This is a genomic window from Curtobacterium sp. Curtsp57 (assembly GCF_047324335.1).
Classification (GTDB): Bacteria; Actinomycetota; Actinomycetes; order Actinomycetales; family Microbacteriaceae; genus Curtobacterium.
This window is the reverse complement of record NZ_CP168511.1, coordinates 2,998,737-3,024,802: the sequence shown is the minus strand read 5'-3', so window position 1 is coordinate 3,024,802 and position 26,066 is coordinate 2,998,737. Positions and strand designations below refer to the sequence as shown.

Here is a 26,066-nt window from a genome sequence, read left to right as displayed (position 1 = left end):
ACGGTCAGAGGATGGGGTCATGACCGATGGCCCCAAGATCCTGATCGTCGACGACGAGCCGAACATCCGCGATCTCCTCACGACCTCGCTCCGCTTCGCCGGGTTCGCCGTGCGTGCGGTCGGGAACGGCGCGCAGGCGATCTCCGCCGTGCTCGAGGAAGAGCCGGACCTGATCATCCTCGACGTCATGCTCCCCGACATGAACGGGTTCGGCGTCACCAAGCGCCTCCGTTCCTCCGGGTACACCTCGCCGATCCTGTTCCTCACCGCGAAGGACGACACCGAGGACAAGATCACCGGCCTCACCGTCGGCGGCGACGACTACGTCACGAAGCCGTTCTCGCTCGACGAGATCGTCGCCCGCATCAAGGCGATCCTCCGTCGCACGATGAACGACGAGGAAGACGCGATCATCCGCGCCGGCGAGCTCACGATGGACCAGGACACGCACGAGGTCACCATCGGCGACGCGCAGATCGAGCTCTCCCCCACCGAGTTCAAGCTCCTCCGCTACCTCATGCTCAACCCCAACCGCGTGTTGTCGAAGGCGCAGATCCTCGACCACGTGTGGGAGTACGACTTCAACGGGGACGCGGGCATCGTCGAGTCCTACATCTCGTACCTGCGTCGGAAGCTCGACCAGTACTCGACCGAGCCGATCATCCAGACCAAGCGTGGGTTCGGCTACATGCTCAAGGCGTCGAAGGCCTCCTGAGGTCTTGTTCGCAGGGCCGTCAGGTCCTGGTCGTTCTCACGGCGCTCGTCCGGTTTCGCCGGACGGGCGCCGTCTACCGTTGAGGCAGCATGCACTCCAGAATGAACCGCTGGTGGGACGGCATCTCCCTGCGCACCAAGATCACCGGGATCACGGTGCTCCTGGTCGCGCTCGGACTGCTCGTCGCCGGTCTCGGCACCATGACCGTGCTGTCGACCTACCTGGTCTCTCGTCTGGACAACCAGGTGACGACGACGACGTCGCAGCTCGAGGGGCAGAACATCAGCGACGGTGAGCAGTACTGCAAGCTCACCATGGTGCTCGAGAAGAGCTCGTACGTCGCCGCCTACGACGGGGACGGCAAGCAGATCTGCGACACGCAGTCGACGTCGCAGCCGGACATCTCGTCGGTGAACTTCTCCGCGGCGACGAAGGCGAACGCCCCGTTCAGCCTCTACGACAAGCAGCACAACCACGAGTGGCGCGCGCAGGTGATCCCGGCGAACCTGCAGAACCTGTCGACCGGTGCCACCGAGACCGGTTACGTCCTCGTCGCCGTGTCCAGCGCGGACACCGACCAGACCATCGCGCGGTTCACGGTCATCTTCCTGGGCTTCGGGATCTCGGTGATCCTGCTCGGCGCGATGCTCACCCGGCTCCTCGTGACCGCCACCTTCGACCCGCTGCGCGACGTCGAGGACACCGCCGCCCGGTTCGCCGCCGGTGACTTCAACCAGCGCCTCGAGGACGACACCCCGAACACCGAGGTCGGCCGACTCAACCGCTCGCTCAACGCGATGCTCGAGCGGATCGACAGCGCGTTCGAGGACCGTCAGCGCACCATCGACCAGATGCGCCGGTTCGTCGGCGACGCGTCGCACGAACTCCGCACACCCCTGGTGTCTCTCCGCGGGTACGCCGAGCTGTACCGGATGGGTGCGCTCCGCAAGGAAGAGGACGTCGCCCAGGCGATGAGCCGCATCGAGAAGGAAGCCCAGCGCATGGGGCTCCTCGTGCAGGACCTCCTCCAGCTCGCACGCATCGACGAGTCGAAGCCGCTCGAGCTCGGCCCCGTGGACCTCGTGGCCATCGCCCGCGACTCGGCGCTCGACACCATGGCGTCGAACCCCGACCGCGAGATCCAGGTGCTCGTCGAGGACGTGCCGCAGGCCGTGCGTGCGCCGTCGGCGTTCGGACCGGCCGCGGTCTCCCCGTCATCGGACTCCGCTCCGGCGTCGCCGTCCGCCAACACCACCGGTCCGATCGCGTTCTCCCGTCAGACCCTCGCCCGGCTGCGTGCCCGCCGGAACCGCGCGATGAACCTGGACGCACCGCCGACGGACGAGACGACGCCGCTGCCCACCGTCGTGATGCCGAAGCGCCCGCCGATCGTCCTGGCGGAGGAGAACAAGATCCGGCAGGTCGTGACGAACCTGATGGGCAACGCCATGCGGTTCACCGAGCACGACGACCCGATCGAGATCGGCATCGGCGTGGACGACGACCGCGGCATGGCGCACATCGACGTCATCGACCACGGCGAGGGCATCCCGCCGCAGCTCCGCGACAAGATCTTCCAGCGCTTCTGGCGTGCGGACACCTCCCGCGCTCGGGACACCGGCGGCTCGGGGCTCGGCCTCGCGATCGTGTCCGGGATCGTCGCCGCACACCAGGGTTCGGTGGAGGTCATCGACACCGAGGGCGGCGGCGCCACCTTCCGCATCTGGCTCCCCCTGCTCCCCCGCGACTACACCCCGCCCGCCCCGGAGTCCCCCGCCGCCCCCACCCTGTCCTGACCCGGCGCTCCGCCGCCCGGCGCCCCCCGCCCTGTCCTGAGCCGGCGCCCGCCCGGCGCCCCCCTGTCCTGAGCCGGCGCCCGCCCGGCGCCCCCCCCCGACCGGTCACAACACCCCGCTCAGCTCCGCCGAGTGGCCGCAAGTCGTCGTTCGGCGGGTCCTCGCCCGACGTTCTGCGACCGGTCGGAGGTGACCCAACGGGGAGTCGTGACAACTCGAGGCGCCGCGACTGGTACGGCGTGCTCGGCCTCATGCGGCGGACCGACGATCTGTGCCCAGTCGCAGCTCGAACGCCTGGCGGAGACGCTCGAACACGACGGTGGGACGATGCGCGTCGGCTGATGTGGCGTGCACGGCGATCCAGCCGTTGACGACGAACCCGTTGTCGCGCCGCTGGTCGTGATGAAAGACGTCGCGCGCGCGATGATGATCGCCGTCGTACTCGAACGCGATGCGCAACTCGGGCCAGGCCATGTCCACGCGGCCGAGCAACTGCCGGTTCGCGTCTCGCACCTCGACGTTCAGCTCCGGCTCCGGGAACCCGGCGTCGACGATCGCCAGCCGGAACCAGGTCTCCATCGGCGATTCCGCGCCGACCCGCACGAGGTCGACCGCGGTCCGCGCTGCGATCGAGGACCGCGAACCCGGGATGATCGCGTCGGCCAGGTCCGCGATCGTCGTCTCGAAGTGGCTCCGCCCCACGAAGTGGTCCCCGACGGCGACGAGTGCACGGGTACCGAGGAGCGAGGCGCACTGTGCCCAGGAATCAGCCGGCGTGGCGAGCCGTCGTCCGCCCGACTCCGTGACACCGGAGGCAGAGAGACGGTGGCCCCGGACGTTCGGGCGGCGCATTCGTGGAGCGTCCGAGACCGTCGACACATGGACGGCCGGATCGTCCTGCACCGCCTTCGGCAGGGGTGCACCCCAGAGTCGCGCGGCCGTCGTGTGGCTGAAGAACTGATCGGGCCGCATCACGAGTGACAGGGCAGTGACGAAGGACTCGAACCCGTGACTGTCCACGGCGGCCCTGACCCCGTGGACCGGCCTCGACAGGTCCGAGCGACGGAGCCGTTCGGCGTTCACGCCGTGGGCGGCAGCGTCGGAGACGCGGAAGGCGCGGTGCAGGAGGACATCGGGCAGCGGGCGTGGGTGCGGCATCCCTGATCGTGCGTCGAGACGGTCGGAAGCCGCTCAGCGCCGGACGAAACGGTGGAGAGCGACGGGATTGGAGCCCCCTGTGTGAGACTCAGCTCGCGGGCGGGCGCTCACCACTGGTCACGACACCCCGTCAGAGTGCTGCCCACTGGTCAAAGACCGTCGCCTGAAGCCTCGCCACCCGACAAGTTGGGGCCACTCGGCGGAAGTGAACGGGGTGTTGCGACCGGTCGACGAGCGTCCGGCCGCGAGCGCCCGGCCGCCCGCCCCCGACCCCGCGCACGCCCCCGCACGCGGAAGGCCCCCGCACGCGCAGCGTGCGGGGGCCTTCGAGAACGACGGACTAGAAGTCCATGCCACCCGTCGGGTCGCCGGCGGGAGCAGCAGGGGTGCGCTCCGGCTTGTCGGCGACGACGGCCTCGGTCGTGAGGAACAGACCAGCGATCGACGCGGCGTTCTGCAGCGCCGAGCGGGTCACCTTGGCCGGGTCGATGATGCCGGCGGCGATCAGGTCGACGTACTCACCGGTCGCGGCGTTGAGGCCCCAACCCGACTCGAGCTCGCGGACACGAGCAGCGACGACGCCAGGCTCCATGCCGGCGTTGAGCGCGATCTGCTTGAGCGGCGCGTCGATCGCCACGCGGACGATGTTCGCACCGGTCGCCTCGTCACCCTCGAGCGAGAGGGACTCGAGCGCCACGGCACCGGCCTGGATGAGGGCGACGCCACCACCGGCGACGATGCCCTCTTCGACGGCTGCCTTCGCGTTGCGGACGGCGTCCTCGATGCGGTGCTTGCGCTCCTTGAGCTCGACCTCGGTCGCGGCACCCGCCTTGATGACGGCCACGCCACCGGCGAGCTTCGCGAGGCGCTCCTGGAGCTTCTCGCGGTCGTAGTCGGAGTCGGTCGCCTCGATCTCGGAGCGGATCTGACGGACGCGGCCGGCGATCTGCTCCTCGTCGCCAGCACCCTCGACGATGGTGGTCTCGTCCTTGGTGATGATGACCTTGCGGGCCTTGCCGAGCAGGTCGAGCGTGGCGTTCTCGAGCTTGAGGCCGACCTCTTCCGAGATGACCTGGCCGCCGGTGAGGATCGCGATGTCCTGCAGCATCGCCTTGCGACGGTCGCCGAAGCCCGGGGCCTTGACGGCGACGGACTTGAAAATGCCGCGGATCTTGTTCACGACGAGGGTCGCGAGCGCTTCGCCGTCGACGTCCTCGGCGATGATCAGGAGCTGCTTGCCAGCCTGGATCACCTTGTCGACGACCGGCAGGAGGTCCTTGATGTTCGAGATCTTCGAGTTGACGATCAGGATGTAGGCGTCCTCGAAGACGGCTTCCTGACGCTCGGGGTCGGTGACGAAGTACTGCGACAGGTAGCCCTTGTCGAAGCGCATGCCCTCGGTGAGCTCGAGCTCGGTGCCGAAGGTGTTCGACTCCTCGACGGTGACGACGCCTTCCTTGCCGACCTTGTCGATGGCCTCGGCGATGAGCGCGCCGATCGTCGGGTCCGCAGCGGAGATCGACGCGGTGGCGGCGATCTGGTCCTTGGTCTCGATGTCCTTGGCGTTCGCGAGCAGCTGGTCCGAGACGGCCGCGACGGCCTTCTCGATGCCGCGCTTCAGCGAGACGGGGTCGGCACCGGCGGCGACGTTGCGGAGACCTTCGCGGACGAGGGCCTGGGCGAGCACGGTCGCGGTGGTCGTGCCGTCACCGGCGACGTCGTCGGTCTTCTTGGCGACCTCCTTGACGAGCTCCGCACCGATCTTCTCGTACGGGTCGTCGAGCTCGATCTCCTTGGCGATGGAGACACCGTCGTTCGTGATCGTGGGGGCGCCCCACTTCTTCTCGAGGACGACGTTGCGGCCGCGCGGGCCGAGCGTCACCTTCACGGCGTCGGCCAGCTGGTTCAGGCCGCGCTCGAGGCCACGGCGGGCCTCCTCGTCGAAAGCAATGATCTTAGCCATGTGAGTTTCTCGTCCCTCCCGGACGTCGTGGGGGTCTTCTGGCACTCAGTACGACCGAGTGCCAATGCCGATTCTGGCACTCACCCCCTGAGAGTGCAACACACGACGCCCACACGAACGAACGCGCCGCCCCGACGGGACGACGCGTTCGCGAGTGGTTCGGCGACTAGGCGGGACGCACCGACTCGGCCTGCGGGCCCTTGGACCCCGTGCCGACGTCGAACGTCACTGCCTGACCCTCTTCGAGGACCTTGTAGCCGCTCATGTCGATGGCCGAGTAGTGGACGAACACGTCCTGGCCCCCTCCATCGACGGTGATGAAGCCGAAGCCCTTTTCAGCGTTGAACCACTTGACGGTTCCGTTGGCCATGATCTGTTGCTCCCTGCGGTACTGCTGTTGCGATCGACGGCACCGTCGGGAGGCGCCGCGGGTCCGAGTCCCGGGCTTTCCTGGCGTGCGTACCGAGGTGCGACGACATTCCGATCACGGGGTGACCACTTGTGACTCTAATCAGGAAGCGCGATTCGGCAAGGGGTGTGACGGGTATTTCACGACGATTCCGCCGGAACTCAACGTGCCGGAAACACAGTTGTTACAAAAGGAAGACTCAACCGCTGAAGTCGGCCCCGAGCACGACACTGATGTCGGCATTCGGGAACGCCGCCGACTGTTCCACGGCGGTGACCCCGAGGGACTGCGCGATCCCCTTCGCGAGCGCGGCCTGCGACTCCTGCTGGTAGTACACGATCGTCGACGCGGTGCCCGTGGTCCCGGCGTTGCCGCTCGAGGTCACCTTCCACCCAGCTGCGGTCAGCTTCGACGTGCCCGAGGCCGCGAGCCCGGGCGTCGACGTGCCGTTCAGGACGACGAGCGTCGTGCTGCCCTGGTCCGACGGCGTCGCGGCAGCGGCCTCCGACGACGAAGACGACGAGGAACCGTCCGGCGACGAGGACGAAGACGGCGAAGCGGACGACGACGCTGACGCCGACGGCGCGGACGACGAGTCGCCGGTGAACGAGTAGCTGCCGTTCAGGAGCGCGAGGACGAGCACCCCGATGCCGACCAGCACGCCCGTCGCGAGCGCCGCCCACGCGAACGCGATCCAGCCGCGTCCCCGCCGGTGCATGCCGCGGTGCGCTCCGACTCGTGGCCCGTCGGTCACGTCGTCGAAGCGGTCATGGGGGAATCTCGTCATCGTTCCTCTTCGGTTCCGGTGGCGGTCGCCGGCTGGACGAAGCTGCGGTTCGCCCGCGCGCTCGTCCGCGCACGGCGCAGTCGCTGCAGTCGCCCGACGAGCTGCGGGTCGTACGCCAGCGCCGCAGGGGAGTCGATCACCCGGTTGAGCACCTGGTAGTAGCGCGCCGGCGACATGTCGAACTCGACCCGGATCTCGGCTTCCTTCGTCCGGTCGTGCCGCGCACGCTCGTGCTCGAAGGCGAGCACGTGCTTGGCGAGCTCGCTGAGCTCGTCCGCGGGGATGGTGGTCACGACGGTCCGATCACATTCGGGTAACGGGTCTCGCACATCGTAGGGGTGCCGTCGATGTCGACCCTGGCATGGCGCTGGACTGTCGCGGAATCGGCCGCTGACCCTCTCAGAACCAGCGGATCGTGGTGCCGAAGGCGTCGGACACCGCGACCGCGACGCCGTCGACCGACAGGGTCGCGAACGCTCCGGGAGCCGCGGCGTCCACGTCGTCCGGCAGCGTGGCCGCGACACCCGTCAGGATGCCGGTCCGCTCGAGGGCGATCCAGCGCACGCCGCCTTCGGCGACGCGGTCGACGAACCGTTGGCGGTCCGGCCCGGGGACGTAGACGAGGGTCCCGGTGGTCAGCACGACCGGATCGCAGTCGTCCGGCAGCAGGTCGAGTGCACGGTCCAGGTCGTCGGGCACGCGGCCGGCGACCCGGACGGGAGGCACGGCGAGCGTCGCGCGCGCCGCCGCACGCATCAGGGCGGTGCGGTCCAGTGCCTCCGGCGGCACCGCCTCCACCAACCGGTCGAACGCGTGGGGCGCGGCGAGGTCGATCGGGTTCGGGTCGAGGGCGACGCGCGCCGCGATCCGGATCGGCGCCGTGGCCGGCGCCGGCACCGCTCCCGATGCGTCGGCGACGAGGTGGATCGACGGGTCGGCCGCGGCGGTGGCCATCCGCACGGTGCGGGTTCGCGCCCCCTGATGGTCATCGCGCCCGGTCGTGACGGGGTGCGATGTCCGGGACGGGGCGCGATCCGACGCGGGATCGGCCGCGACACGGTAGTCGAGCGTCACCCGGTCGGGGATCGAGCACAGCCCGGCGGACGCACCGACGTCGACGAGCCCGATCGGCCGCGAGACCGTCGCGGCGAGCGCTGCGAACAGCGGGACGACCGGACCGAGCCGCCGCGGGTCGTTCGCCTGCACCGTGGCGGAGGCGAGGGCCGCGACGAGCGTGGGGCGAGCCTCCCGTCCGAGGGCGCGGAGCGCTCCCGGATCCGACGGATCCGCGCCCAGCCGACGCGCGACCGCGAACAGGAGCTCCGGTTGCCGCTGGGTCGCCGGGACCTCGTCGAGGAGCCCGACCAGGTCGTCGTCGAGCGAGCGTGCCCACGCGGCGTAGGTCGGCGACACGGAGGCGATCCGGTCCGCGTACGCGGCGTAGCGGGCGCGGGTGCTCACTCGCGGTACATCCCGAGGTGGCGGATGCCGGCCTCCACGTACGGTTCGCCGAACCGCACGAACCCGTGCCGTTCGTAGAGCGCCGCGACGTACTCCTGTGCGTGCAGGACGAACGGTTCGTGCCCGTGGGCCTCGAGCACCGCCGCGACCAGTCGTCCCGCGATCCCGGTGCCGCGGTGGTCGGGGTGCGTCGCGACGCGTCCGATCACCCACGCCGGGGCCGCCGTGCCCGCCGGGTGCACCTCGCCGGGTGCCGGACGGATCAGCCGCAGGTACCCGACCGCTTCGGCGTCGGTTCCGAACCACCAGTGCTCGGTGTCGGGTTCGCGGTCGCGGCCGTCGAAGTCCTCGTCCGAGACGCGTTGCTCGAGTGCGAACACGCGATTGCGCAACCGGACGATGCCGTACAGTTCGTCCGTCGTCAGACGGTCCCACGAGGCGCGTTGCACGGAATGCTCGGACACCCGGGCGAGTTTACTGACAGTGGCTGCATCCCAGAGCCAGAAGCAGGAGGCACATCAATGGCTTACAACGTCGAGAAGTCCGACGCCGAGTGGCGCGAGGAACTCTCCCCCGAGCAGTACGCCGTCCTCCGGCAGGCCGGCACCGAGCGCCCCTGGACGGGTGAACTCCTGGACGAGGAACGTGCCGGGATCTACACCTGTGCGGCATGTGGCGCCGAGCTGTTCAAGAGCGGCACGAAGTTCGACTCCGGCTGCGGTTGGCCGTCGTTCTACGAGTCGGTGAACCCGGAGGCCGTGACCCTGATCGAGGACAACTCCCTCGGCATGGCACGTACCGAGGTCCGCTGCGCGAACTGCGGCTCGCACCTCGGGCACGTGTTCCCCGACGGCTTCGGCACGCCGACCGGCGACCGGTACTGCATGAACTCGCTCTCGCTGAACTTCTCCGAGCAGAGCGAATGAGTCACCGACGCGCTCACCGGTAAGATGATGCGCGTCAGCCGGCATGGCGCAATTGGTAGCGCACCGTACTTGTAATACGGGGGTTGCGGGTTCAAGTCCCGCTGCCGGCCCAGTGTTGTCGGGATCCCCTGACAGAGCGAGAGCCCCGGCGACCATGTCGCTCGGGGCTCTCGGCGCAGGTGGAACACGGATCAGGGGGCGTTCCGGGGCGCTCGGCGCGGTAACCAGCCGGCCGTACCGGGATGATGACACCTCACCCAACCGCCCGTCCAGACTCGCTGAGCGACCTCGCGGCTTCCCGCAACGAACGCTCAGCGACCGCCGCGGATCTTGCGCTCCCGCTGTGCGACGCCGGCTGTGCCGTAGGGGTAGTCGTCGATCCGCGGGGCGCTCGCGTCCGTCAGCGCCTGCACTTCGGCGTCGGTGAGCACGAGGTCGGCCGCACCGAGGTTGTCCTCGAGCTGCGACACCGTCCGCGCGCCGAGGATGACGCTCGTGACCGCCGGGCGGGCGAGGAGCCACGCGAGCGCGACCTGCGAGCGCGATGCACCGTGCGCATCGGCCACACCGGAGAGCACGTCGAGCACCTCCCACGTCCGCTCGTCGCCGTTCCGGGCTTCCCATGCCTCCATGCCGCGCTCGGGGTTCTCGCCGAGGCGGGTGGAGCCGGTCGGGGCCTCGTCGCGCTGGTACTTGCCGGAGAGCCACCCACCGGCGAGCGGCGACCACGGCAGCAGTCCGATGCCGGCGTCGAGGCACGCGGGGACCACCTCGTGCTCGATGTCGCGGACGAGCAGGTTGTACTGCGGCTGCAGGGTGACGGGCGGTGCGAAGTGGTGGGCTCGAGCCTCGTACACGGCCTTCGTGACCTGGTACCCGAGGTAGTTCGAGAAGCCGTACGAGCCGATCTTGCCCGCGGACACGGCGTCGTCGAGGAAGCGCAGGGTCTCCTCGATCGGGGTCAGGGCGTCCCACGCGTGCATCTGGTACAGGTCGATGTGGTCGACGCCGAGCCGCTCCAGGGAGGCGTCGAGTGCGACACGGAGGTGCCGGCGCGACAGCCCGAGGTCGTTCGGCCCGTCGCCCTGCGGGAAGCGGCCCTTCGTCGCGATGACGATCTGCTGGGCCTCGGTGGGGTGTGCCGCGAGCCACCGGCCGATGATGCGCTCGGACTCGTTGCCGGAGTACACGTCCGCCGTGTCGACGAGCGTGCCGCCCGCTGCGACGAAGGCGTCGATCATCGCGTGCGAGGTGGGTTCGTCGGCTTCGCTGCCGAACGTCATGGTGCCGAGGGTCAGGGTGGACACCGCTGTCCCGCTGTTCCCGAGGAGTCTGTATTCCATGCGACGGACGCTACGCCGCGTCGCCGCCGGACCGAGAGGCCCTGCGAGTACCGGTCAGGACCCCGAGGCCGTGCGATCCAGGAACGCGATCGCCGCCTGCCGGAACGCCCTCGACGTCGGGGCGCCGAACGATGTCACTGCGTGGTTGCGCCCAGGAACGCGATCGCCGCCTGCCGGAACGCCCTGCTCGTGGGGGCATTGAAGTGGTTCCGCCCCGGGATCTCGAAGAACGACGCGTCCGGCGCCGCCTCGGCCAGCCGCACGGCGCTGTCCCTGATGCCGTCCTCGCTGCCGGCCGCCATCAGGATCGGCTGACCAGGTGCGTTCGCCGGCGTCGGCTCGATGCTGTTCCGCATCCCCTCGACCATCGCCACGAGCGCGCCGAGGTCGTTCCCCTCGACGTTCCCCGCCATCGTCAGGTAGCCGTTCGTCACGCGGTCCTCGATCGGCGTGCCGTCGGCGATGAACGCCCTGGCCTGGTCGACCTGCACACGCCGCATCGGGTCGGCGTCGGGGATCCCGCCGAACACCGCGCGGGTGATCCGGTCCGGGATCCGCTCGGCGGTGTGCCAGCCGACGCGGGCGCCGAGGGAGTACCCGAGGAACGCGACGTCGTCGAGCAGGTACGTGTCGATGACGGTCGTGACGTCGGCCACGAGCAGGTCCATCGAGTACGCGCTCGGCTCGTGCGGCTTCGACGAGGCACCGTGCCCGCGCTGGTCGAGCGCGACGACGCGGTACCCGGCGCGCACGAGGTCGCGGGTCCAGCCGGAGGCGTGCCAGTTGAGCAGCGCGCCGGACGCGAACCCGTGCACCGCGACGACGGTCGGGGCGTCGGGGTCGCCGAAGTCGTACGTGGCGATGCGCTGCCCGTCCGGGGACATCACGGCGCGGGGTCGGGGTGCTTCGGGGACGAGTGACATGTCCTCTCCAGGGTATCCGGGCACTGTGGTCGCCATGGACGGCTACGGCGGCGATCAGATCCGGGCGGCGGAGCGGCCGCACCTCGATGCGGGTGAGCCGCTGATGCAGCGGGCCGCAGCAGGGCTGGCCGAGCACGTCGGGCGTCTGCTCGACGACCCGGCCGAGCGGCCGGGTGACGGCCGCGGGTCGGTCCTGCTGCTGGTGGGCAGCGGCGACAACGGCGGCGACGCCCTGTTCGCGGGTGCGGGGCTGGCATCGGACGGGAGGCACGTGGAGATCCTGCGCGTCGGCTCGCGCATCCACGAGGCGGGCCTCAGGGCTGCGCTGGATGCCGGTGCGGTCCTCCTGTCCGACGGTGGCGACCCGGCCGCGACCGCGTCCGACGCGGCGCTGCGCGCCGACCTGGTCCTGGACGCGATCCTCGGAATCGGCGTGCGCGGCGCGTCTGCGCTCCGCTCGCCGGCGCGCGAGGTCGTGCAGGCGATCCGCGAGCTCGCGCGCGACCAGCGCGCCCCGTTCGTCGTCGCGGTCGACGTGCCGAGCGGCATCGACGTCGACACCGGCGCGATCGCCGACGACCACGTGCTGCAGGCCGACGTCACCGTGACGTTCGGCGGCGTGAAGGCCGGTCTGCTGCGGGGCCCTGGCGCGACCCTCGCCGGACGCATCGAACTGGTCGACGTCGGGATCGGCGAGGACCTCGCGCGGGCGGAGCCGCTCATCCGTCCGTAGGTTCGGTGGCATGACGTTCAACGACGACTCCAAGTTGCAGGGCGGCAAGGTCAAGCGGCGTGGGCGGACCACGGCCATCGCCGGGGGCGGTGTTGGCGCAGCGGCCATCGTCGTGTTCCTCATCGCGCAGTTCACCGGCTTCGACCTCAGCGGGCTCGTCGGGACCGGCGGCGGTCTGACGCAGATCCAGGAGGCCGGGTCCGAGGCGTCACCGGTGGCCGAGTGCCGCACGGGACGGGACGCGAACCTCAGCATCGACTGCCGCATGGAGGGTGCAGCGGAGTCGCTCGACGCCTACTGGGCGACCGAGAGCCGGCAGCTGGGGATCTCGTACTCGTCACCCGACTTCTACCTGTTCGACGGGTCCACCAACACCGGGTGCGGGACGGCCTCCGCCGCGACCGGCCCGTTCTACTGCCCGCCGGACCGCGCGATCTACCTCGACACCGCGTTCTACGACGACCTGCAGTCGAAGTACGGCGCGTCGGGCGGCCCGCTCGCGCAGATGTACGTCGTCGCGCACGAGTGGGGCCACCACGTGCAGCAACTGCAGGGCACGTTCGCCGACACCGACCGGAGCGGCAGCGGCGCCTCGTCGGGCAGCGTCCGCGTGGAGCTGCAGGCGGACTGCTACGCGGGCGCCTGGGTGGGCGACGCGGCGAACACGAAGGCCGCGAACGGGCAGACCTTCTTCAAGCCGATCACCCGTGCGCAGATCGCCGATGCGCTCTCAGCGGCGAGCGCCGTCGGCGACGACAGCATCCAGCGGAGGAGCAGCGGTCAGGTGGACCCCGACTCGTTCACGCACGGGTCGAGCGCCCAGCGGCAGCGGTGGTTCGAGCGGGGCTACGAGCAGGGCGCGACGTCCTGCGACACGTTCAGCGTCCCCGGCTCGTCGCTCTAGGACGCGCTGGCGCTCGGGCTGGCGCTCGGCGTGGGCGTCGGGGTCGCGTCGCCGGACCCGGCGGCCGTGATCACGAACGTGCGGAACTCGTCGTTGGTGAACGGCTGCGAGTACTCGTAGCGCTGTCCGTTCACGAGCACGAGCGGCGTCCCCGGGAACTCGGTGAGGTCCGAACCCGGGATGTCGCCCCCGGTCACCGCAGTGGTCCGTTCGTCGACCCACTTGCCGAAGCGCTGGTCCTCGATGCACTTCGTGATCGCCGACTTGCCCTGCACGCCGGCGACCCCCGTGACGATCTTCGTGAGCTGGGCGTCGGTGAGCCCGGCGGTGCCTTCTTCCGGCTGCTTCGCGAAGAGGGCCCGGTTGACGGCGAAGAACTGGTCGGGCGACGAGTCCGCGACGCAGGCGGCGGCGTTCGCCGCGCGGAGCGAGTACTTCGTGCCCTGCGAGCGGTTCGACAGGATCGCGATCGGGTGGATGTCGACCGTCGCGGCCCCGGAGTCCACGAGCCCCTCGATGTAGCTGCTGTTCGTCTTCTCGAACGCGCCACAGATCGGGCAGAGGTAGTCGACGTACATGGTGATGCGGACCGGTGCCGCTCCGTCTGAGGCGGACGGTTGTGGGGAGGCCGAACCGGAAACGGCCTTGAGGTCCTGCCCGATGGTGATGCCGCCCTGCGACATCGACGACGGGCCGGGGCCTGCGGGCTTCGTCGAGTCGACGAGCACGAGGGTGACCACGGTCGCCGCGGCCAGCAGCACGACACCGAGGCCGACCTGCAGCCCGAGGCGGAGTCCGCGCTGGCGACGCTTCTGCTGGAGGCGGGCGCGCTGGGCACGCTCACGGGCCGCTGCTCGGCGTTGGTTCCGCTCGGCGCGGGCATCACCCTCGGGGCGGTTCGTCATGCTCGATGGTCCTCCTGATCGGGGTCCGCTCGCGCTCACCCCCGCACGGCGGACGGACCCGACCGATGGTAGTGGGACGCTCTGGGAAGCGCCCAATCCCGCAACTGGCACTGGCGCACCACAGGGAAGTCGTGTTGTATGAACCTCGATGGTCGACGGCGACCATCCGGGGCCCCCACGGGCACACCGCTTCACTCGGATCGTCCGGCACGTACCTGCCGGTGGAGAAAGGACCGAACGCTCATGGCGTCCGTCACCTATGACAAGGCAACCCGTCTCTACCCCGGAGGCACCCGCCCCGCGGTGGACTCCCTCGACCTGGACGTCGCCGACGGCGAGTTCCTCGTCCTCGTCGGCCCGTCGGGCTGTGGCAAGTCGACCTCGCTGCGCATGCTCGCGGGGCTCGAAGAAGTGAACTCCGGCGCGATCCGCATCGGCGACCGCGACGTCACCGACGTCCCGCCGAAGGACCGCGACATCGCGATGGTCTTCCAGAACTACGCGCTGTACCCGCACATGACGGTGGCCGAGAACATGGGCTTCGCGCTCAAGATCGCCGGCGTCGGCAAGGAAGAGCGCGCCACCCGCGTGCAGGAAGCCGCCAAGCTCCTCGACCTCGAGCAGTACCTCGGCCGCAAGCCGAAGGCGCTCTCCGGTGGTCAGCGTCAGCGTGTCGCGATGGGCCGTGCGATCGTCCGTCAGCCGCAGGTGTTCCTCATGGACGAGCCGCTGTCGAACCTCGACGCCAAGCTCCGCGTCCAGACCCGTACGCAGATCGCGTCACTGCAGCGTCGTCTCGGCGTCACCACGGTCTACGTCACGCACGACCAGACCGAGGCCCTCACCATGGGTGACCGCATCGCGGTGCTCAAGGACGGCATCCTGCAGCAGGTCGGCACCCCGCGCGACCTGTACGAGAAGCCGAACAACGTGTTCGTCGCCGGCTTCATAGGTTCGCCGGCCATGAACCTGCTCCCGGCCGGTGTGGTCGAGGGCGGCATCTCCTTCGGTTCGCTCAACCACCCGATCGACCGCGACACGCTCTCCAACGCGCGTGCCGGTCAGGTCACCGTCGGCGTCCGCCCCGAGGACATCATCGTGTCCCAGTCGGGCGAGGGCCTCCCCGTCACGGTCGACGTCGTCGAGGAGCTCGGCGCCGACGGCTACCTCTACGGTCACGCCGACGTCAACGGCACGCGCACCGACATCGTCGCGCGTGTGGACGGCCGCGCACACCCGTCGATCGGCGACACGATCGTCGTGAGCCCCAAGCAGGGCCACGTGCACGTGTTCGACGCCGAGTCCGGCGAGCGCCTCGACGACAAGGCCGTCGTCAGCGCGTAAGCAGCGCACCCTTCGGGAGCCCGCGCCCGCCTCACAAGGGCGGGTGGCGGGCTCCCGTCGTTCCACCCACCGGACGCACACCGCACCACAGGAGCAACCGTGCCCGACTCGATGTCCATCACCGCAGCCACCGTCGACCCCGGCCTGCTCGACCTGCCGTGGGACCTGCCGCTCGACGAGTGGCCGGACGAGACGATCGTCGCGCTCCCGAAGGGCATCTCGCGGCACCTCGTCCGGTTCGTGCACCTCAGCGGGTACGTCGTCGCGGTGAAGGAGACCGGCGAGGAGATCGCCCGGTCCGAGTACGAGATGCTCAGGACCCTGCAGCGCATGGACGTCCCGTGCGTGGACCCGGTCGCCGTCATCACGAACCGGATGAGCGCGGACGGAGAACCCCTGCACCCGGTGCTCGTCACCCGGCACCTGCGCTTCTCGCTCCCCTACCGTGCGCTGTACTCCCAGACGCTCCGACCCGACACCGCGACCCGGCTCGTGGACGCGCTCGCCCTCCTGCTCGTGCGCCTGCACATCCTCGGCTTCTACTGGGGCGACGTATCGCTGTCGAACACCCTGTTCCGCCGGGACGCCGGGTCCTTCGCCGCCTACCTGGTGGACGCCGAGACCGGCAAGCTCTACCCGGGCGGGCTGTCGAACGGGCAGCGTGAGAACGACCTCGAGGTCGCACGCGTGAACATCGCCGGTGAGCTCCTCGACCTCGAGGCAGGCGGACGTCTCGACGAGAACGCCGACGCGGTGGACGTCTCGAACCGCATCGTCGCCCAGTACCGGACGCTCTGGAAGGAGCTCACCGGCACCGAGCAGTTCGACGCCAAGGAACGCTGGCGCATCAACGACCGGGTCGAGCGTCTCAATGCACTCGGCTTCGACATCGAGGAGCTCTCGATCAACGCGGCGCCCGGCGGCGGCGAGGTCCGCATCCAGCCGAAGGTCGTGGACGCCGGACACCACCAGCGGCGTCTGCTCCGGCTCACCGGTCTGGACGCCGGCGAGAACCAGGCACGCCGCCTGCTCAACGACCTCGACGCCTACCGTGCGCGGAACGGTCGCGACGAGCTCGACGAGGAGATGGTCGCGCACGAGTGGGTGTCCCGCGTGTTCGAGCCCGTCGTGCGAGCGATCCCACGCGATCTCCGCGGACGGCTCGAGCCCGCCGAGGTGTTCCACGAGCTGCTCGAGCACCGCTGGTTCATGTCCCAGGAAGAAGAGCGTTCGGTGTCCCTGCCCGAGGCGACGACGGCGTACATCAACGACGTGCTGCGCCACCGTCGCGACGAGCGCCTGCTGATCAACCCGCCGACGTCCTCGATGACGCTGCCGATCCCGCTGGTCGAGAACGACGCCGACGTCGACGAGGCCGAGGACGTCGAGGACTGGCGCGCGAACGTCTGACGCCGACGCCGACGCCGCGGCGCCGACCGGTCACGACACCCCGCCCGGTTCCGCCGAGTGGCCAGGAGCCGTCGGCCGGAGCGTCGCCAAGCGACGTTCCGCGACCACTCGGCGGCGCGCCCTCGGGGTGTCGTGACCACTCGGACGGGGCGGTGAGCGACGCACTGGAGGCCCAGTGCGTGCGTTCGGTGCTGCGCCCTACTCCGCGCGACGGCGGCGGGCGACCTCCCACAGGGTGACGCTCGCGGCGATGCCCGCGTTGAGGGACTCCGTCGCCGACGAGATCGGGATGGACACGATCGCGTCGCAGGTCTCGGTGACCAGGCGCGACAGGCCCTTGCCCTCGGAACCGACGACGATGACGATCGGCCGGTCGGCGAGCTCGAGCGCGTCGAGCTGCACGTCGCCGTCGCCCGCCAGGCCGAGCACGAACAGCCCCATCGACTTGAGCGACTTGAGCGTCTGCGTGAGGTTCGGCGCCATCGCGACGGGGGTGCGGGCGGCGGCACCGGCGGAGGTCTTCCACGCCGAGGCCGTCACGCCGACCGACCGACGCTGCGGCACGATCACGCCGTGGCCGCCGAACGCCGCGGTGGACCGGATGATCGCACCGAGGTTGCGCGGATCGGTGATGCCGTCGAGCGCCACCATCAGCGGCACCTCGTCGCGGGAGAACGCGCGCTCGACGACGTCCTCGGCCACGGCGTACTCGTACGCGGGGACCTTGAGCGCGACGCCCTGGTGCACGCTGTCGTGCCCGGTGATGCGGTCGAGCTCCGGGCGCATGATCTCCATGATCGGCACGCCGCGGTGGTTGGCGAGCGCCAGGATCTCCTTGACGCGGTCGTCCACCTCGATGCGGGCGGCGATGTAGAGCGTCGTCGACGGGGTCTTGGTGCGCAGGGCCTCGAGCACGGAGTTGCGCCCGGTCACCAGCTCCGAGTCGTCGCTCTTGCGCTGCGGCGGACGCCCGGTGCGGTTCGACGGCGCGTTCGACGCACCGTGCCGACCACGAGCGGCGTCGTACCGTTCCTTGGCGGCCTTGCGCTTGCCGGCGGGGTGGTACGGGCGGTCCTCCGCCTTCGGGGTGGGCTTGCGCCCCTCGAGCGCCTGCGCTCCCTGGCCGCCGGAGCCGACCTGCTTGTTGCCCTTGCGCCCGGAGCGCACGGCACCGGGACGGCCCTTCTTGTTGCCCGAGACGTTCTTCATGGTTCTCTCCTGTTCGGCACTGCCGTGGTCAGGCGATGCTCCAGCGTGTTCCGGCCGAGGTGTCCTCGATCGTGATGCCCGCGGCCGCGAGGTCGTCGCGCACACGGTCGGCCGTGGCGAAGTCCCGGGACGCCCTGGCGTCGGAACGCTCCTGCACGAGGCGTTCGACGAGGGCGGCGAGCGGTGCGGCGGAGGGGTCCTGACCGGCACCGGACCAGTGAGTCGCTCGCGGGTCGATGCCGAGCACCTCCACCATCGCAGCCACCTGATGGTACGCGGTCCCGAGCGCATCCGCATCGTCGGCGTCCAACGCGGCGTTCCCGGCGCGGACGGTCTCGTGCAGGACGGCGAGCGCCTGCGGCACCGAGAGGTCGTCGTCCATCGCTGCGGCGAACGCGTCCGGGACGTCCGGGGCGTCGGCGAGAGTGACGCCTTCGAGTCGCGAGGCCGCTCGCGAGAGGAAGCCGTCGATCCGGTCGAGCGCTGCCTCTGCTTCGCCCAGGGACCCCTCGTGGTGGTCGATCGTCGACCGGTAGTGGGCGGCGCCGAGGAAGTAGCGGACGACGATCGGCCGCGCGGACCCGAGGAAGTCCGCCGCGAAGATCGAGTTGCCGAGCGACTTCGACATCTTCTGCCCGCCGACGGTCACGAGGCCGTTGTGCAGCCAGTACGTCGCGAACGGGTCGCCGGCGGCCGTGGACTGGGCCAGCTCGTTCTCGTGGTGCGGGAACCGGAGGTCGAGCCCGCCGCCGTGGATGTCGAACGCCGGCCCGAGGTACCGCCGGGACATCGCGGAGCACTCAATGTGCCAACCCGGACGGCCGGCTCCCCACGGGGAGTCCCAGCTGGCCGTCGTGGGTTCGCCGTCCTTCGCGCCCTTCCAGAGCGCGAAGTCACGGGCGTCCCGCTTGCCGCGGGGGTCGGCGTCCGCGGCTTCGACCATGTCCTCGCGACGCTGGCGGGTCAGGGCGCCGTACGACGCCCAGCTGCCGGTGTCGAAGTAGACGTCCCCGGAGCCGTCGGCGGCCGGGTAGGCGTGCCCGCGCTCGATGAGCCTGGCGATGATGTCCTGCATCTGCGGGATGCTGGCGGTGGCGCGGGGCTCGTACGTGGGCGGCAGGATCCCGAGCGCGGTGTACCCCGCGGTGAACTCGAGCTCGACGCGGTACGCCCGGGCCCACCAGGGCTCGTCGGTGCCGGCGGCCAGGTCCAGCACCTTGTCGTCGATGTCCGTGACGTTCCGGACCAGCGTCACGCGGTACCCGCGGTGGGTGAGCCAGCGGCGCCAGATGTCGTACACCAGGGCGGAGCGGAGGTGCCCGATGTGCGGCGACGACTGCACCGTCGGTCCGCACACGTACATGCTCACCTGTCCGTCGACCAGCGGGACGAGGTCGACGACGTCTGCGGCACGGGAGTCGTAGAGGCGAACGGTCACGCCTCAACCCTAGACGGAGCGGTCGGCCCGGACGAGTGCCGTCGCGATCGCCGCGAGCCCCTCGCCACGACCGGTGAACCCGAGCCCGTCCGTCGTCGTGCCGGACACCGCGACGGGCGCTCCGACGACCGCGGACAGCGCCGCCTCCATCTCGGTCCGTCGCGCGCCGATCCGTGGTCGGTTGCCGATCACCTGCACGGTGACCGAGGTCGGGACGAGGCCGGCCGATGCGAGCGCGGACACCGCACCGCGGACGAAGACGTCGCCGGTCGCTCCGGCGTACGCGGGGTCCGACGTGCCGAACCGTCCGCCGATGTCCCCGAGTCCCCCGGCGGAGAGCAGCGCGTCGCACACCGCGTGCGCCACGGCGTCCCCGTCGCTGTGCCCGGCGAGCCCATGCTCGCCGGGGAACTCGAGCAGTCCGAGCCGGCAGACCGCATCGGCGTCGAACGCGTGGACGTCGACGCCGAGCCCGACCCGGACGTCTCGAGGGGCTCCGGTGCGCTCCGACACCACGGCAGCGGCCCGGCGCAGGTCCCACGGCGTCGTGATCTTGAACGCGTCCGCGTCACCGGGGACGAACCGCACGGTGCCACCAGCTGCCTGGAAGACGCCGGCGTCGTCGGTCTCGGACTGCGTCGACACCGCGTACGCGTCCCGGAGCGCGGCGAGCGGGAAGCCCTGAGGGGTCTGCACCCCGACGAGCGCTGACCGGTCCACGGTGGACACCACGACGTCGCCGGTCACCTGCTTGACCGTGTCGGTGACGGGCAGCGCGGGGATGATCCCGTCCCCGGTCGCGGCCACCGCGGCGAACACGTCCTCGAACTGTGCAGCCGGCGTCAGACAGCGGGCAGCGTCGTGCACGAGCACCGTCTCGACCGACGACGGCAGCGCCTGGAGACCCGCCTGCACCGACGCGTGCCGATCGGCCCCGCCCGCGACGACGGCCGTGTACCCGACGGCGGGTCCGGCCACCGCGGCGACCACGTCCGAGCACTCGGAGAGCAACGCAGCCGGGGCGACCACGACCACGAACGTCGGCGTCGCCAGCGTGAACAACGGCGACAGTGCACGCTCCAGCATCAGCGACCCGGCGACGGGCACGAATGCCTTCGGCGTCGCCAGCCCGAGCCGGGTGCCAGACCCTGCCGCAACGACGACGACCCCACGGACCGTTTCGGTCAGTGGGGTCGTCGAGGGGCTGCTGCTCAAGCCGGGGCGATCAGGAAGCGAGGACCTCGTCGAGGACGGTGGATGCCTTGTCCTCGTCGGTCTTCTCCGCGAGCGCGAGCTCGGAGATCAGGATCTGACGGGCCTTGGCGAGCATGCGCTTCTCACCAGCCGAGAGACCGCGGTCCTGGTCGCGGCGCCACAGGTCACGAACGACCTCTGACACCTTGATGACGTCACCGGACGCGAGCTTCTCGAGGTTCGCCTTGTAGCGGCGAGACCAGTTCGTGGGCTCTTCCGTGAACGGTGCGCGCAGCACTTCGAAGACCTTGTCGAGGCCTTCCTTGCCGATCACATCCCGGACGCCGACCAGGTCGACGTTGTCCGCCGGTACCTCGATCGTCAGGTCACCCTGCGTGACACGCAGCTTCAGGTAGACCTTTTCCTCGCCCTTGATGACTCGCGTCTTGACTTCAGAGATGGTTGCCGCCCCGTGATGGGGGTAGACGACGGTCTCGCCGACCTCGAATTGCATGTATCAAGCTCCGTTCCGCAACACCCAGTTTACCACAAGGAAAATTCGGGTAAGGGGCGCCTAACCGCGAGCACTCCCAGGTGATCGGTAGGATGGAGGCCGCGCGAGCCGCTCGGTTGGCGCATCGTGATCTTCGGAGGAATCTCTTGCGAGCTCGGGTACTCGTGTCCGTCGCCGTTGCGGCAACCATCGCGATCGGCGCATCCGGCTGCGCGTTCTGGACGCCGCAGGACACCAAGACGATCAAGCAGATCACCGACGGCGTCAACGTGACGACGGGCAAGATCGACGTCCGCAACGCGCTGCTCATCTCCGACTCGGGCGACGACGCACGCTTCATCGGCACGCTCATCAACAACAGCGACACCGACGACATCACCGTCTCGGTCGAGATCGGCGGCGACACCGAGACCGTCGACGTGCCGGCCAGTTCGCACGTCGACCTCGCGAACGACAAGAAGCACGACACCCTCGACTTCGCCGACGCCAAGGTCACCCCCGGGTCGCTCGTGAAGGTCTACTTCTCGTACCCGGGCGCCGAGGGCGTCTCCGGCAGCGTCCCCGTCCTGACGAGCTCGCAAGAGGAGTACCAGACCCTCGCCCCGACCTCGACGCCGACGTCGGAGATCACCCTCCCCGTCGAGACGCCGTCGGCGACCCCGACGGACACCCCGATCAACCCGTAACGCGACGACGCGTCACGCACCGACGCGCCCACGAACGCATCGGAGGCCCGGTGCCGGTCCGTCGGACCGGCACCGGGCCTCCGATGCGTTGCCAGGCCGTCAGGCCTCGATCCGGTACCCCAGACCACGCACCGTGACCAGCACCTCCGGCGCCGACGGCACCCGCTCGATCTTCGATCGGATCCGCTTGATGTGCACGTCGAGGGTCTTCGTGTCACCGAAGTAGTCGGAGCCCCACACGCGGTCGATGAGCTGCCCACGGGTCAGCACCCGGCCGGCGTTCCGGAGCAGCAGCTCGAGGAGCTCGAACTCCTTGAGCGGCATCGGCGTCTCGGACCCGTCGACCGACACGGTGTGGCGCTCGACGTCCATCTTGATGCCGCCGACCTGCAGGATGCCGCTGTCGGCGGGGTCGTCCTCGGTGCGACGGCGGAGCACCGCGCGGATGCGTGCCAGGAGCTCGCGGGTCGAGTACGGCTTCGTCACGTAGTCGTCGGCACCGAGCTCGAGCCCGACGACGATGTCCACCTCCGAGTCCTTCGCCGTCAGCATGATGATCGGGGCGTTCGACCGCGTGCGGATCTGTCGGCAGACCTCGGTGCCGGAGAGCCCAGGGAGCATGAGGTCCAGCAGGACGAGGTCGGGGTTCTCCGCGTCGAACTTCGACAGCGCGGTCACGCCGTCCGCTGCGACGGAGGTCTCGTACCCCTCGCGCTGCAGGAGGAACTCCAGGGGTCCGCTCAGGGCCGGCTCGTCGTCGACGATGAGGATCTTGGTCACGATGGCTGCTCTTCCAGTTGCTCTTCGAGTGCTGTTGTCAGTTCGGTGTCCGCCTCGGGCAGGCGGATCGTGAAGGTCGAGCCCTTGCCGGGCTGGGACCACACGCGCACGTCGCCGCCGTGGTTGCCGACGACGTGCTTCACGATGGCGAGTCCGAGGCCGGTGCCCCCTGTTGCCCGCGACCGTGCTGGGTCGACGCGGTAGAACCGCTCGAACACCCGGTCGAGATCGGCCTCCGGGATGCCGACGCCCTGGTCGGTCACCGCGATCTCGACGAAGCCCTTGCTGCTCCGGACACCGACGCCGACGCGGGTGTTGTCCGGGGAGTACTTGATCGCGTTCGCGATGAGGTTCGACACCGCGACCTGCAGGAGACCGGGGTCACCCATCACGCGGAGCTTCGACTTCTTCGCCCGGACCAGCTCGATGTCGCGGGCGCGGGCGACGACCTCGTTCGCGTCGATCGAGGCCTGCACGACCTTGTCGATCGACGTCTCCTCGCTCGTGTCCAGCGTGTCGACGGACTGCAGTCTGGACAGCTCGATGATGTCCTTCGTGAGGGCACCGAGCCGCTCGGACTCGGTCACGAGCTGCGCGGCGAACTTCTTCACGTGCACCGGGTCGTCGGCCGCGGCGATGAGGGTCTCGGACAGCAGGCCGATCGCGCCGATCGGGGTCTTCAGCTCGTGCGAGATGTTGGCGACGAAGTCCCGGCGGACCTCGTCGATGCGTCGGGACTCGGTGAGGTCGTCCGCGGTCACGAGCACGTAGCGGTTCCCGAGCTGGGCGGCCCGGAAGCTGAGGTACCCGACGAGCTCCCCGCGACGGCCGCGCGGGAGCTCCATGTCCTCCGAGCCCATCTCGCCGCTCGAGCGCACGCGGTCGACGAGCGCACGCAGCTCGTCGTGCACGAGCCGGCGCCGCACGACCAGTCCGATCGTCAGTGCCTGGGGCGACGCGGCCACGACGGTGTTCGAGGGGTCGACGACCACGGCGGGGTTGTGCATCGTCGCGATGACCGCTGCGACGCCGTCCGGCAGGGTCCGCTCGGCGACGTCGGCTGCCCGTGCCGTGCGCTCGGCGGTGATGATGAGTCCGACGACTCCCGCGCCGAAGACCCCGCCGAGGAGCATCGACAGTGGCACGAGCCACGCGTTGTCCATGCCGTCAGTGTAGGAGTGGTCACGAGGGGTTCCGGTGCCGTTCACCCGCGTTCGCGGGCCGTCGCCCGGAGGATCGCGAAGCGTTCAGTCGCAGGTCACCGTTCGTTCACCTGGGCGCTCGACACTCTCCCGGTACGCATCAGAGAGGCAATCCCCCATGCGCGAAGTGTTCCAGCAGGAGCTCCAGGACGTCCAGGAGCGTCTGACCGAGATCGCCGGGCTCGTCGAGTCCGCGATCACCCGGGCCACCGAGGCCTTCACCGAGTCGGACGTCGCCCTCGCGGAAGAGGTCATCGCCGACGATGCGAAGATCGACGAGGCGGCGAACAACCTCGACGAGGTCGCGATCGACATCCTCGCGCGCCAGGCTCCCGTCGCCCGTGACCTCCGCGTCGTCGTGACCGCCCTCCGTGTCAGCTCCTCGCTCGAGCGCATGGGCGACATGGCCGAGCACATCGCGCAGCTCGCCCGCCAGCGCTTCCCGGAGAAGGTCGTCCCGAAGGGCCTGCGCGGCACCTTCAAGAAGATGGGCCAGCACGACGTCGCGATGGCGCAGAAGCTCACGCGCCTGCTCGCCACCGAGGACATCCAGCTCGCCGAGGAGATCCGCGACGAGGACGACGCCGTCGACGAGCTGCACGCCAGCGTGTTCGACTTCGTGCTCGGCGAGACCTGGAAGGGCGCGCCGGTCGACACCGTGGACGCGACCCTCGCATCCCGGTACCACGAGCGCTTCGCGGACCACGCGGTGTCGATCGCGAAGAAGGTGCAGTACCTGGCGACGGGCGACTGGGCCGGCGCGAACGCCAACGTCTGACCGAAGGTTCTCTGCCAGGATCGTGGCATGGCCCAGGTCGCGATCATCGTCAACGGCATGCCCGGTTCCGGCAAGAGCACGGTCGGCGCCGCCCTCGCCGAGGTGCTCGGCTGCCCCTTCCTCTCGAAGGACCGGATCAAGGAACCGCTGGCGGACATCGCCGGCCCGATGATCGCCTCGCGTCCGCTCGGCGCCATCGCGATGACCACGATGTGGGCGATGGCCGGAGCGGTCGAGAACGGGGTCGTCCTCGACGCCGTCTGGCTGCCGTCCCGTGACCGCGCCTTCCTGGAGGCCGGGCTCGCCTCCGCCGGGTCGCCTCGCGCCGTCGAGGTGTGGTGCGACGTCGACCACGCGACCGCCGTGGAGCGGCTGACGGACCGGTACGACCCGGGTTCACCCGTGCGTCACGAGGTGCACGGCGACCTGGCGGACATCCTGGCGTTCTGGGACGAGCACGGCCCCACCGCCGGACCGATCGGCCTCGGACCGGTCGTCCGCGTCGACACCACGGCGCAGTACGACGTCGGCGAACTGGTGCAGGAGATCGCGTCGCACTTCGTCTGAGGCGCGCCGTCGCCCGCGCGCTTCCGCGAAAGCGACAGTTCGCGGTGCCGTCACCCGCGCTCTTCCGCGAAAGCGACAGTTCGCCGCGGATCTTCCGCGGCGAACTGTCGCTTTCGCGATGGGTGCTGGACTCGCGTCCTACTTCTTGGCGCCCTGCGCGGCGACCGCGGCGGCGCCGGCCGCTGCGGCCTCGGGGTCGAGGTAGCGCGACGGGCCGGTCGGGCGGAAGTCGTCGTCGAGCTCGTACACGAGCGGGATGCCCGTCGGGATGTTGAGCCCCGCGATGTCGTCGTCCGAGATGCCGTCGAGGTGCTTGACGAGCGCGCGCAGCGAGTTGCCGTGCGCCGTGACCAGCACGGTCTTGCCCGCTCCGAGGTCCTTCGTGATGTCGGACTCCCAGTAGGGCAGCAGCCGGTCGATCACGAGCTTCAGCGACTCCGTGCGGGGCAGCGCGTCTCCGAGCTCGGCGTAGCGACGGTCGCCGAACTGCGACCACTCGGCGTCGTCGGCGATGGGGGGCGGCGGGACGTCGAACGAGCGGCGCCACTCCATGAACTGCTGCTCGCCGTACTGCTCGAGCGTCTGGGCCTTGTCCTTGCCCTGCAGGTCGCCGTAGTGGCGCTCGTTGAGACGCCAGTCGCGCTTGACCGGCAGCCATGCCAGGTCCGCTTCGAGCAGGGCGATGTCGGCGGTCTGGATCGCACGGGTCAGGAGCGAGGTGTACAGGACGTCGGGGACGATGCCGGACTCGGCGATGAGCTCGCCGGCGCGCTTCGCCTCCTTCTCACCGAGCTCGGAGAGCCGGACGTCGACCCAACCGGTGAACAGGTTCTTCTGGTTCCAGTCACTGTTGCCGTGACGGAGCAGGACGAGCGTGGAGGTCATGCTCCGATCCTACCGAGCGCCGTGGTCCCCGTACCC

At 69.9% G+C, this 26,066-nt stretch carries 27 protein-coding genes and 1 tRNA gene; 11 read left to right on the top strand and 17 right to left on the bottom strand.

Translation table 11 applies throughout. From position 1 onward, the window contains the following. The first annotated feature begins 19 nt into the window (after positions 1 to 19). Complete coding sequence (locus ACEN9V_RS14600) at positions 20 to 715, top strand: response regulator transcription factor (protein WP_056120555.1); 696 nt, start codon at positions 20 to 22, stop codon at positions 713 to 715. 89 nt (positions 716 to 804) lie between these two features. Next, the gene (locus ACEN9V_RS14595) at positions 805 to 2,511 is read left to right on the top strand and encodes a sensor histidine kinase (protein ID WP_413600896.1); all 1,707 of its coding nucleotides are present in this window, start codon (positions 805 to 807) and stop codon (positions 2,509 to 2,511) included. 249 nt (positions 2,512 to 2,760) lie between these two features. Here ACEN9V_RS14595 and ACEN9V_RS14590 read toward each other — a convergent pair whose 3' ends face one another. From ACEN9V_RS14590 to ACEN9V_RS14560, 7 genes are all read right to left on the bottom strand, one after another. Continuing rightward, positions 2,761 to 3,669, bottom strand: a complete 909-nt coding sequence (locus ACEN9V_RS14590) for a hypothetical protein (RefSeq protein WP_413600895.1) — start codon at positions 3,667 to 3,669, stop codon at positions 2,761 to 2,763. Between the two features lie 340 nt (positions 3,670 to 4,009). Beyond that, a complete protein-coding gene (gene groL / locus ACEN9V_RS14585) occupies positions 4,010 to 5,632 on the bottom strand; it encodes a chaperonin GroEL (protein ID WP_413600894.1) in 1,623 nt (540 codons plus the stop codon). A 166-nt stretch (positions 5,633 to 5,798) separates the two neighbouring features. After that, on the bottom strand, positions 5,799 to 6,002 hold the full coding sequence (locus ACEN9V_RS14580; protein WP_022903461.1) for a cold-shock protein: 204 nt from the start codon (positions 6,000 to 6,002) through the stop codon (positions 5,799 to 5,801). Between the two features lie 238 nt (positions 6,003 to 6,240). Next, positions 6,241 to 6,828, bottom strand: coding sequence for a LytR C-terminal domain-containing protein (locus ACEN9V_RS14575; RefSeq protein WP_413600893.1), 588 nt, complete (start codon positions 6,826 to 6,828; stop codon positions 6,241 to 6,243). After that, a complete protein-coding gene (locus ACEN9V_RS14570) occupies positions 6,825 to 7,121 on the bottom strand; it encodes a DUF3263 domain-containing protein (RefSeq protein ID WP_402727139.1) in 297 nt (98 codons plus the stop codon). The genes ACEN9V_RS14575 and ACEN9V_RS14570 overlap by 4 nt, the downstream gene beginning before the upstream one ends. A 106-nt stretch (positions 7,122 to 7,227) precedes the next feature. After that, complete coding sequence (locus ACEN9V_RS14565; protein WP_413600892.1) at positions 7,228 to 8,289, bottom strand: DUF2332 family protein; 1,062 nt, start codon at positions 8,287 to 8,289, stop codon at positions 7,228 to 7,230. Beyond that, a complete protein-coding gene (locus ACEN9V_RS14560) occupies positions 8,286 to 8,753 on the bottom strand; it encodes a GNAT family N-acetyltransferase (RefSeq protein ID WP_413600891.1) in 468 nt (155 codons plus the stop codon). The genes ACEN9V_RS14565 and ACEN9V_RS14560 overlap by 4 nt, the downstream gene beginning before the upstream one ends. 57 nt (positions 8,754 to 8,810) lie before the next feature. Here ACEN9V_RS14560 and msrB point away from each other — a divergent pair, with 57 nt between their 5' ends. After that, positions 8,811 to 9,215 (top strand): peptide-methionine (R)-S-oxide reductase MsrB, encoded by a 405-nt coding sequence (gene msrB, locus ACEN9V_RS14555; RefSeq protein WP_281265856.1) that lies wholly within the window; start codon positions 8,811 to 8,813, stop codon positions 9,213 to 9,215. 37 nt (positions 9,216 to 9,252) lie between these two features. Further along, positions 9,253 to 9,325 (top strand) — tRNA-Thr (locus tag ACEN9V_RS14550). Between the two features lie 201 nt (positions 9,326 to 9,526). On the opposite strand, the gene ACEN9V_RS14545 is transcribed toward ACEN9V_RS14550, so the two are convergent. Next, positions 9,527 to 10,558, bottom strand: a complete 1,032-nt coding sequence (locus ACEN9V_RS14545) for an aldo/keto reductase (RefSeq protein ID WP_413600890.1) — start codon at positions 10,556 to 10,558, stop codon at positions 9,527 to 9,529. A gap of 134 nt (positions 10,559 to 10,692) precedes the next feature. Then, on the bottom strand, positions 10,693 to 11,481 hold the full coding sequence (locus ACEN9V_RS14540) for an alpha/beta fold hydrolase (RefSeq protein WP_413600889.1): 789 nt from the start codon (positions 11,479 to 11,481) through the stop codon (positions 10,693 to 10,695). Positions 11,482 to 11,515: 34 nt separating this feature from the next. Between ACEN9V_RS14540 and ACEN9V_RS14535 the strand changes: the two genes are divergently transcribed. Continuing rightward, the gene (locus tag ACEN9V_RS14535; RefSeq protein WP_413600888.1) at positions 11,516 to 12,214 is read left to right on the top strand and encodes an NAD(P)H-hydrate epimerase; all 699 of its coding nucleotides are present in this window, start codon (positions 11,516 to 11,518) and stop codon (positions 12,212 to 12,214) included. A 10-nt stretch (positions 12,215 to 12,224) separates the two neighbouring features. Beyond that, positions 12,225 to 13,118, top strand: coding sequence for a neutral zinc metallopeptidase (locus ACEN9V_RS14530; protein WP_413600887.1), 894 nt, complete (start codon positions 12,225 to 12,227; stop codon positions 13,116 to 13,118). Here ACEN9V_RS14530 and ACEN9V_RS14525 read toward each other — a convergent pair. Continuing rightward, positions 13,115 to 14,023: a DsbA family protein gene (locus tag ACEN9V_RS14525; RefSeq protein WP_413600886.1), complete on the bottom strand. Its 909-nt coding sequence runs from the start codon at positions 14,021 to 14,023 to the stop codon at positions 13,115 to 13,117. The genes ACEN9V_RS14530 and ACEN9V_RS14525 overlap by 4 nt on opposite strands. 243 nt (positions 14,024 to 14,266) lie before the next feature. Between ACEN9V_RS14525 and ACEN9V_RS14520 the strand changes: the two genes are divergently transcribed. Together ACEN9V_RS14520 and ACEN9V_RS14515 are read left to right on the top strand one after the other, a co-directional pair. Then, positions 14,267 to 15,367: an ABC transporter ATP-binding protein gene (locus ACEN9V_RS14520; protein ID WP_413600885.1), complete on the top strand. Its 1,101-nt coding sequence runs from the start codon at positions 14,267 to 14,269 to the stop codon at positions 15,365 to 15,367. Positions 15,368 to 15,466: 99 nt separating this feature from the next. Continuing rightward, the gene (locus tag ACEN9V_RS14515; RefSeq protein WP_402727146.1) at positions 15,467 to 16,777 is read left to right on the top strand and encodes a DUF4032 domain-containing protein; all 1,311 of its coding nucleotides are present in this window, start codon (positions 15,467 to 15,469) and stop codon (positions 16,775 to 16,777) included. Positions 16,778 to 16,975: 198 nt separating this feature from the next. Here ACEN9V_RS14515 and rlmB read toward each other — a convergent pair whose 3' ends face one another. The 4 genes from rlmB to ACEN9V_RS14495 are packed head-to-tail and all read right to left on the bottom strand — an operon-like array spanning position 16,976 to position 21,132. After that, the gene (gene rlmB, locus ACEN9V_RS14510; RefSeq protein ID WP_413600884.1) at positions 16,976 to 17,986 is read right to left on the bottom strand and encodes a 23S rRNA (guanosine(2251)-2'-O)-methyltransferase RlmB; all 1,011 of its coding nucleotides are present in this window, start codon (positions 17,984 to 17,986) and stop codon (positions 16,976 to 16,978) included. Between the two features lie 28 nt (positions 17,987 to 18,014). Continuing rightward, positions 18,015 to 19,424: a cysteine--tRNA ligase gene (cysS, locus tag ACEN9V_RS14505; protein ID WP_281265867.1), complete on the bottom strand. Its 1,410-nt coding sequence runs from the start codon at positions 19,422 to 19,424 to the stop codon at positions 18,015 to 18,017. A gap of 9 nt (positions 19,425 to 19,433) precedes the next feature. Next, positions 19,434 to 20,639 (bottom strand): 2-C-methyl-D-erythritol 4-phosphate cytidylyltransferase, encoded by a 1,206-nt coding sequence (ispD, locus tag ACEN9V_RS14500; protein ID WP_413600883.1) that lies wholly within the window; start codon positions 20,637 to 20,639, stop codon positions 19,434 to 19,436. 10 nt (positions 20,640 to 20,649) lie between these two features. Then, positions 20,650 to 21,132: a CarD family transcriptional regulator gene (locus ACEN9V_RS14495; RefSeq protein ID WP_017888066.1), complete on the bottom strand. Its 483-nt coding sequence runs from the start codon at positions 21,130 to 21,132 to the stop codon at positions 20,650 to 20,652. A gap of 146 nt (positions 21,133 to 21,278) precedes the next feature. On the opposite strand from ACEN9V_RS14495, the gene ACEN9V_RS14490 reads away from it, so the two are divergent. Then, positions 21,279 to 21,818, top strand: a complete 540-nt coding sequence (locus tag ACEN9V_RS14490) for a hypothetical protein (RefSeq protein ID WP_413600882.1) — start codon at positions 21,279 to 21,281, stop codon at positions 21,816 to 21,818. Between the two features lie 99 nt (positions 21,819 to 21,917). On the opposite strand, the gene ACEN9V_RS14485 is transcribed toward ACEN9V_RS14490, so the two are convergent. Next, complete coding sequence (locus ACEN9V_RS14485; RefSeq protein ID WP_413600881.1) at positions 21,918 to 22,598, bottom strand: response regulator; 681 nt, start codon at positions 22,596 to 22,598, stop codon at positions 21,918 to 21,920. Further along, on the bottom strand, positions 22,595 to 23,761 hold the full coding sequence (locus ACEN9V_RS14480) for a sensor histidine kinase (RefSeq protein WP_281265871.1): 1,167 nt from the start codon (positions 23,759 to 23,761) through the stop codon (positions 22,595 to 22,597). Before ACEN9V_RS14480 ends, ACEN9V_RS14485 begins: the two co-directional genes overlap by 4 nt. 157 nt (positions 23,762 to 23,918) lie before the next feature. On the opposite strand from ACEN9V_RS14480, the gene phoU reads away from it, so the two are divergent. Both phoU and ACEN9V_RS14470 read left to right on the top strand, forming a co-directional pair. After that, positions 23,919 to 24,578 (top strand): phosphate signaling complex protein PhoU, encoded by a 660-nt coding sequence (gene phoU, locus ACEN9V_RS14475; RefSeq protein WP_281265872.1) that lies wholly within the window; start codon positions 23,919 to 23,921, stop codon positions 24,576 to 24,578. 27 nt (positions 24,579 to 24,605) lie between these two features. Beyond that, positions 24,606 to 25,145: an AAA family ATPase gene (locus ACEN9V_RS14470; RefSeq protein ID WP_281265873.1), complete on the top strand. Its 540-nt coding sequence runs from the start codon at positions 24,606 to 24,608 to the stop codon at positions 25,143 to 25,145. Between the two features lie 138 nt (positions 25,146 to 25,283). Here ACEN9V_RS14470 and ACEN9V_RS14465 read toward each other — a convergent pair whose 3' ends face one another. After that, complete coding sequence (locus ACEN9V_RS14465) at positions 25,284 to 26,030, bottom strand: phosphoglyceromutase (protein ID WP_402727151.1); 747 nt, start codon at positions 26,028 to 26,030, stop codon at positions 25,284 to 25,286. Positions 26,031 to 26,066 lie beyond the last annotated feature (36 nt).

Bases quoted from the DNA above. Each gene is read 5' to 3' on its own strand.
- ACEN9V_RS14540 (WP_413600889.1), bottom strand. From the start codon at position 11,481: ATGTCACTCGTCCCCGAAGCACCCCGACCCCGCGCCGTGATGTCCCCG.
- ACEN9V_RS14525 (WP_413600886.1), bottom strand. From the start codon at position 14,023: ATGACGAACCGCCCCGAGGGTGATGCCCGCGCCGAGCGGAACCAACGC.
- ACEN9V_RS14495 (WP_017888066.1), bottom strand. From the start codon at position 21,132: ATGCAATTCGAGGTCGGCGAGACCGTCGTCTACCCCCATCACGGGGCG.
- ACEN9V_RS14600 (WP_056120555.1), top strand. From the start codon at position 20: ATGACCGATGGCCCCAAGATCCTGATCGTCGACGACGAGCCGAACATC.
- ACEN9V_RS14465 (WP_402727151.1), bottom strand. From the start codon at position 26,030: ATGACCTCCACGCTCGTCCTGCTCCGTCACGGCAACAGTGACTGGAAC.
- msrB (WP_281265856.1), top strand. From the start codon at position 8,811: ATGGCTTACAACGTCGAGAAGTCCGACGCCGAGTGGCGCGAGGAACTC.
- ACEN9V_RS14470 (WP_281265873.1), top strand. From the start codon at position 24,606: ATGGCCCAGGTCGCGATCATCGTCAACGGCATGCCCGGTTCCGGCAAG.
- ACEN9V_RS14545 (WP_413600890.1), bottom strand. From the start codon at position 10,558: ATGGAATACAGACTCCTCGGGAACAGCGGGACAGCGGTGTCCACCCTG.
- ACEN9V_RS14480 (WP_281265871.1), bottom strand. From the start codon at position 23,761: ATGGACAACGCGTGGCTCGTGCCACTGTCGATGCTCCTCGGCGGGGTC.
- ACEN9V_RS14595 (WP_413600896.1), top strand. From the start codon at position 805: ATGCACTCCAGAATGAACCGCTGGTGGGACGGCATCTCCCTGCGCACC.
- ACEN9V_RS14590 (WP_413600895.1), bottom strand. From the start codon at position 3,669: ATGCCGCACCCACGCCCGCTGCCCGATGTCCTCCTGCACCGCGCCTTC.
- rlmB (WP_413600884.1), bottom strand. From the start codon at position 17,986: ATGAAGAACGTCTCGGGCAACAAGAAGGGCCGTCCCGGTGCCGTGCGC.
- ACEN9V_RS14580 (WP_022903461.1), bottom strand. From the start codon at position 6,002: ATGGCCAACGGAACCGTCAAGTGGTTCAACGCTGAAAAGGGCTTCGGC.
- ACEN9V_RS14575 (WP_413600893.1), bottom strand. From the start codon at position 6,828: ATGACGAGATTCCCCCATGACCGCTTCGACGACGTGACCGACGGGCCA.
- phoU (WP_281265872.1), top strand. From the start codon at position 23,919: ATGCGCGAAGTGTTCCAGCAGGAGCTCCAGGACGTCCAGGAGCGTCTG.
- ACEN9V_RS14520 (WP_413600885.1), top strand. From the start codon at position 14,267: ATGGCGTCCGTCACCTATGACAAGGCAACCCGTCTCTACCCCGGAGGC.
- groL (WP_413600894.1), bottom strand. From the start codon at position 5,632: ATGGCTAAGATCATTGCTTTCGACGAGGAGGCCCGCCGTGGCCTCGAG.
- ACEN9V_RS14535 (WP_413600888.1), top strand. From the start codon at position 11,516: ATGGACGGCTACGGCGGCGATCAGATCCGGGCGGCGGAGCGGCCGCAC.
- ACEN9V_RS14530 (WP_413600887.1), top strand. From the start codon at position 12,225: ATGACGTTCAACGACGACTCCAAGTTGCAGGGCGGCAAGGTCAAGCGG.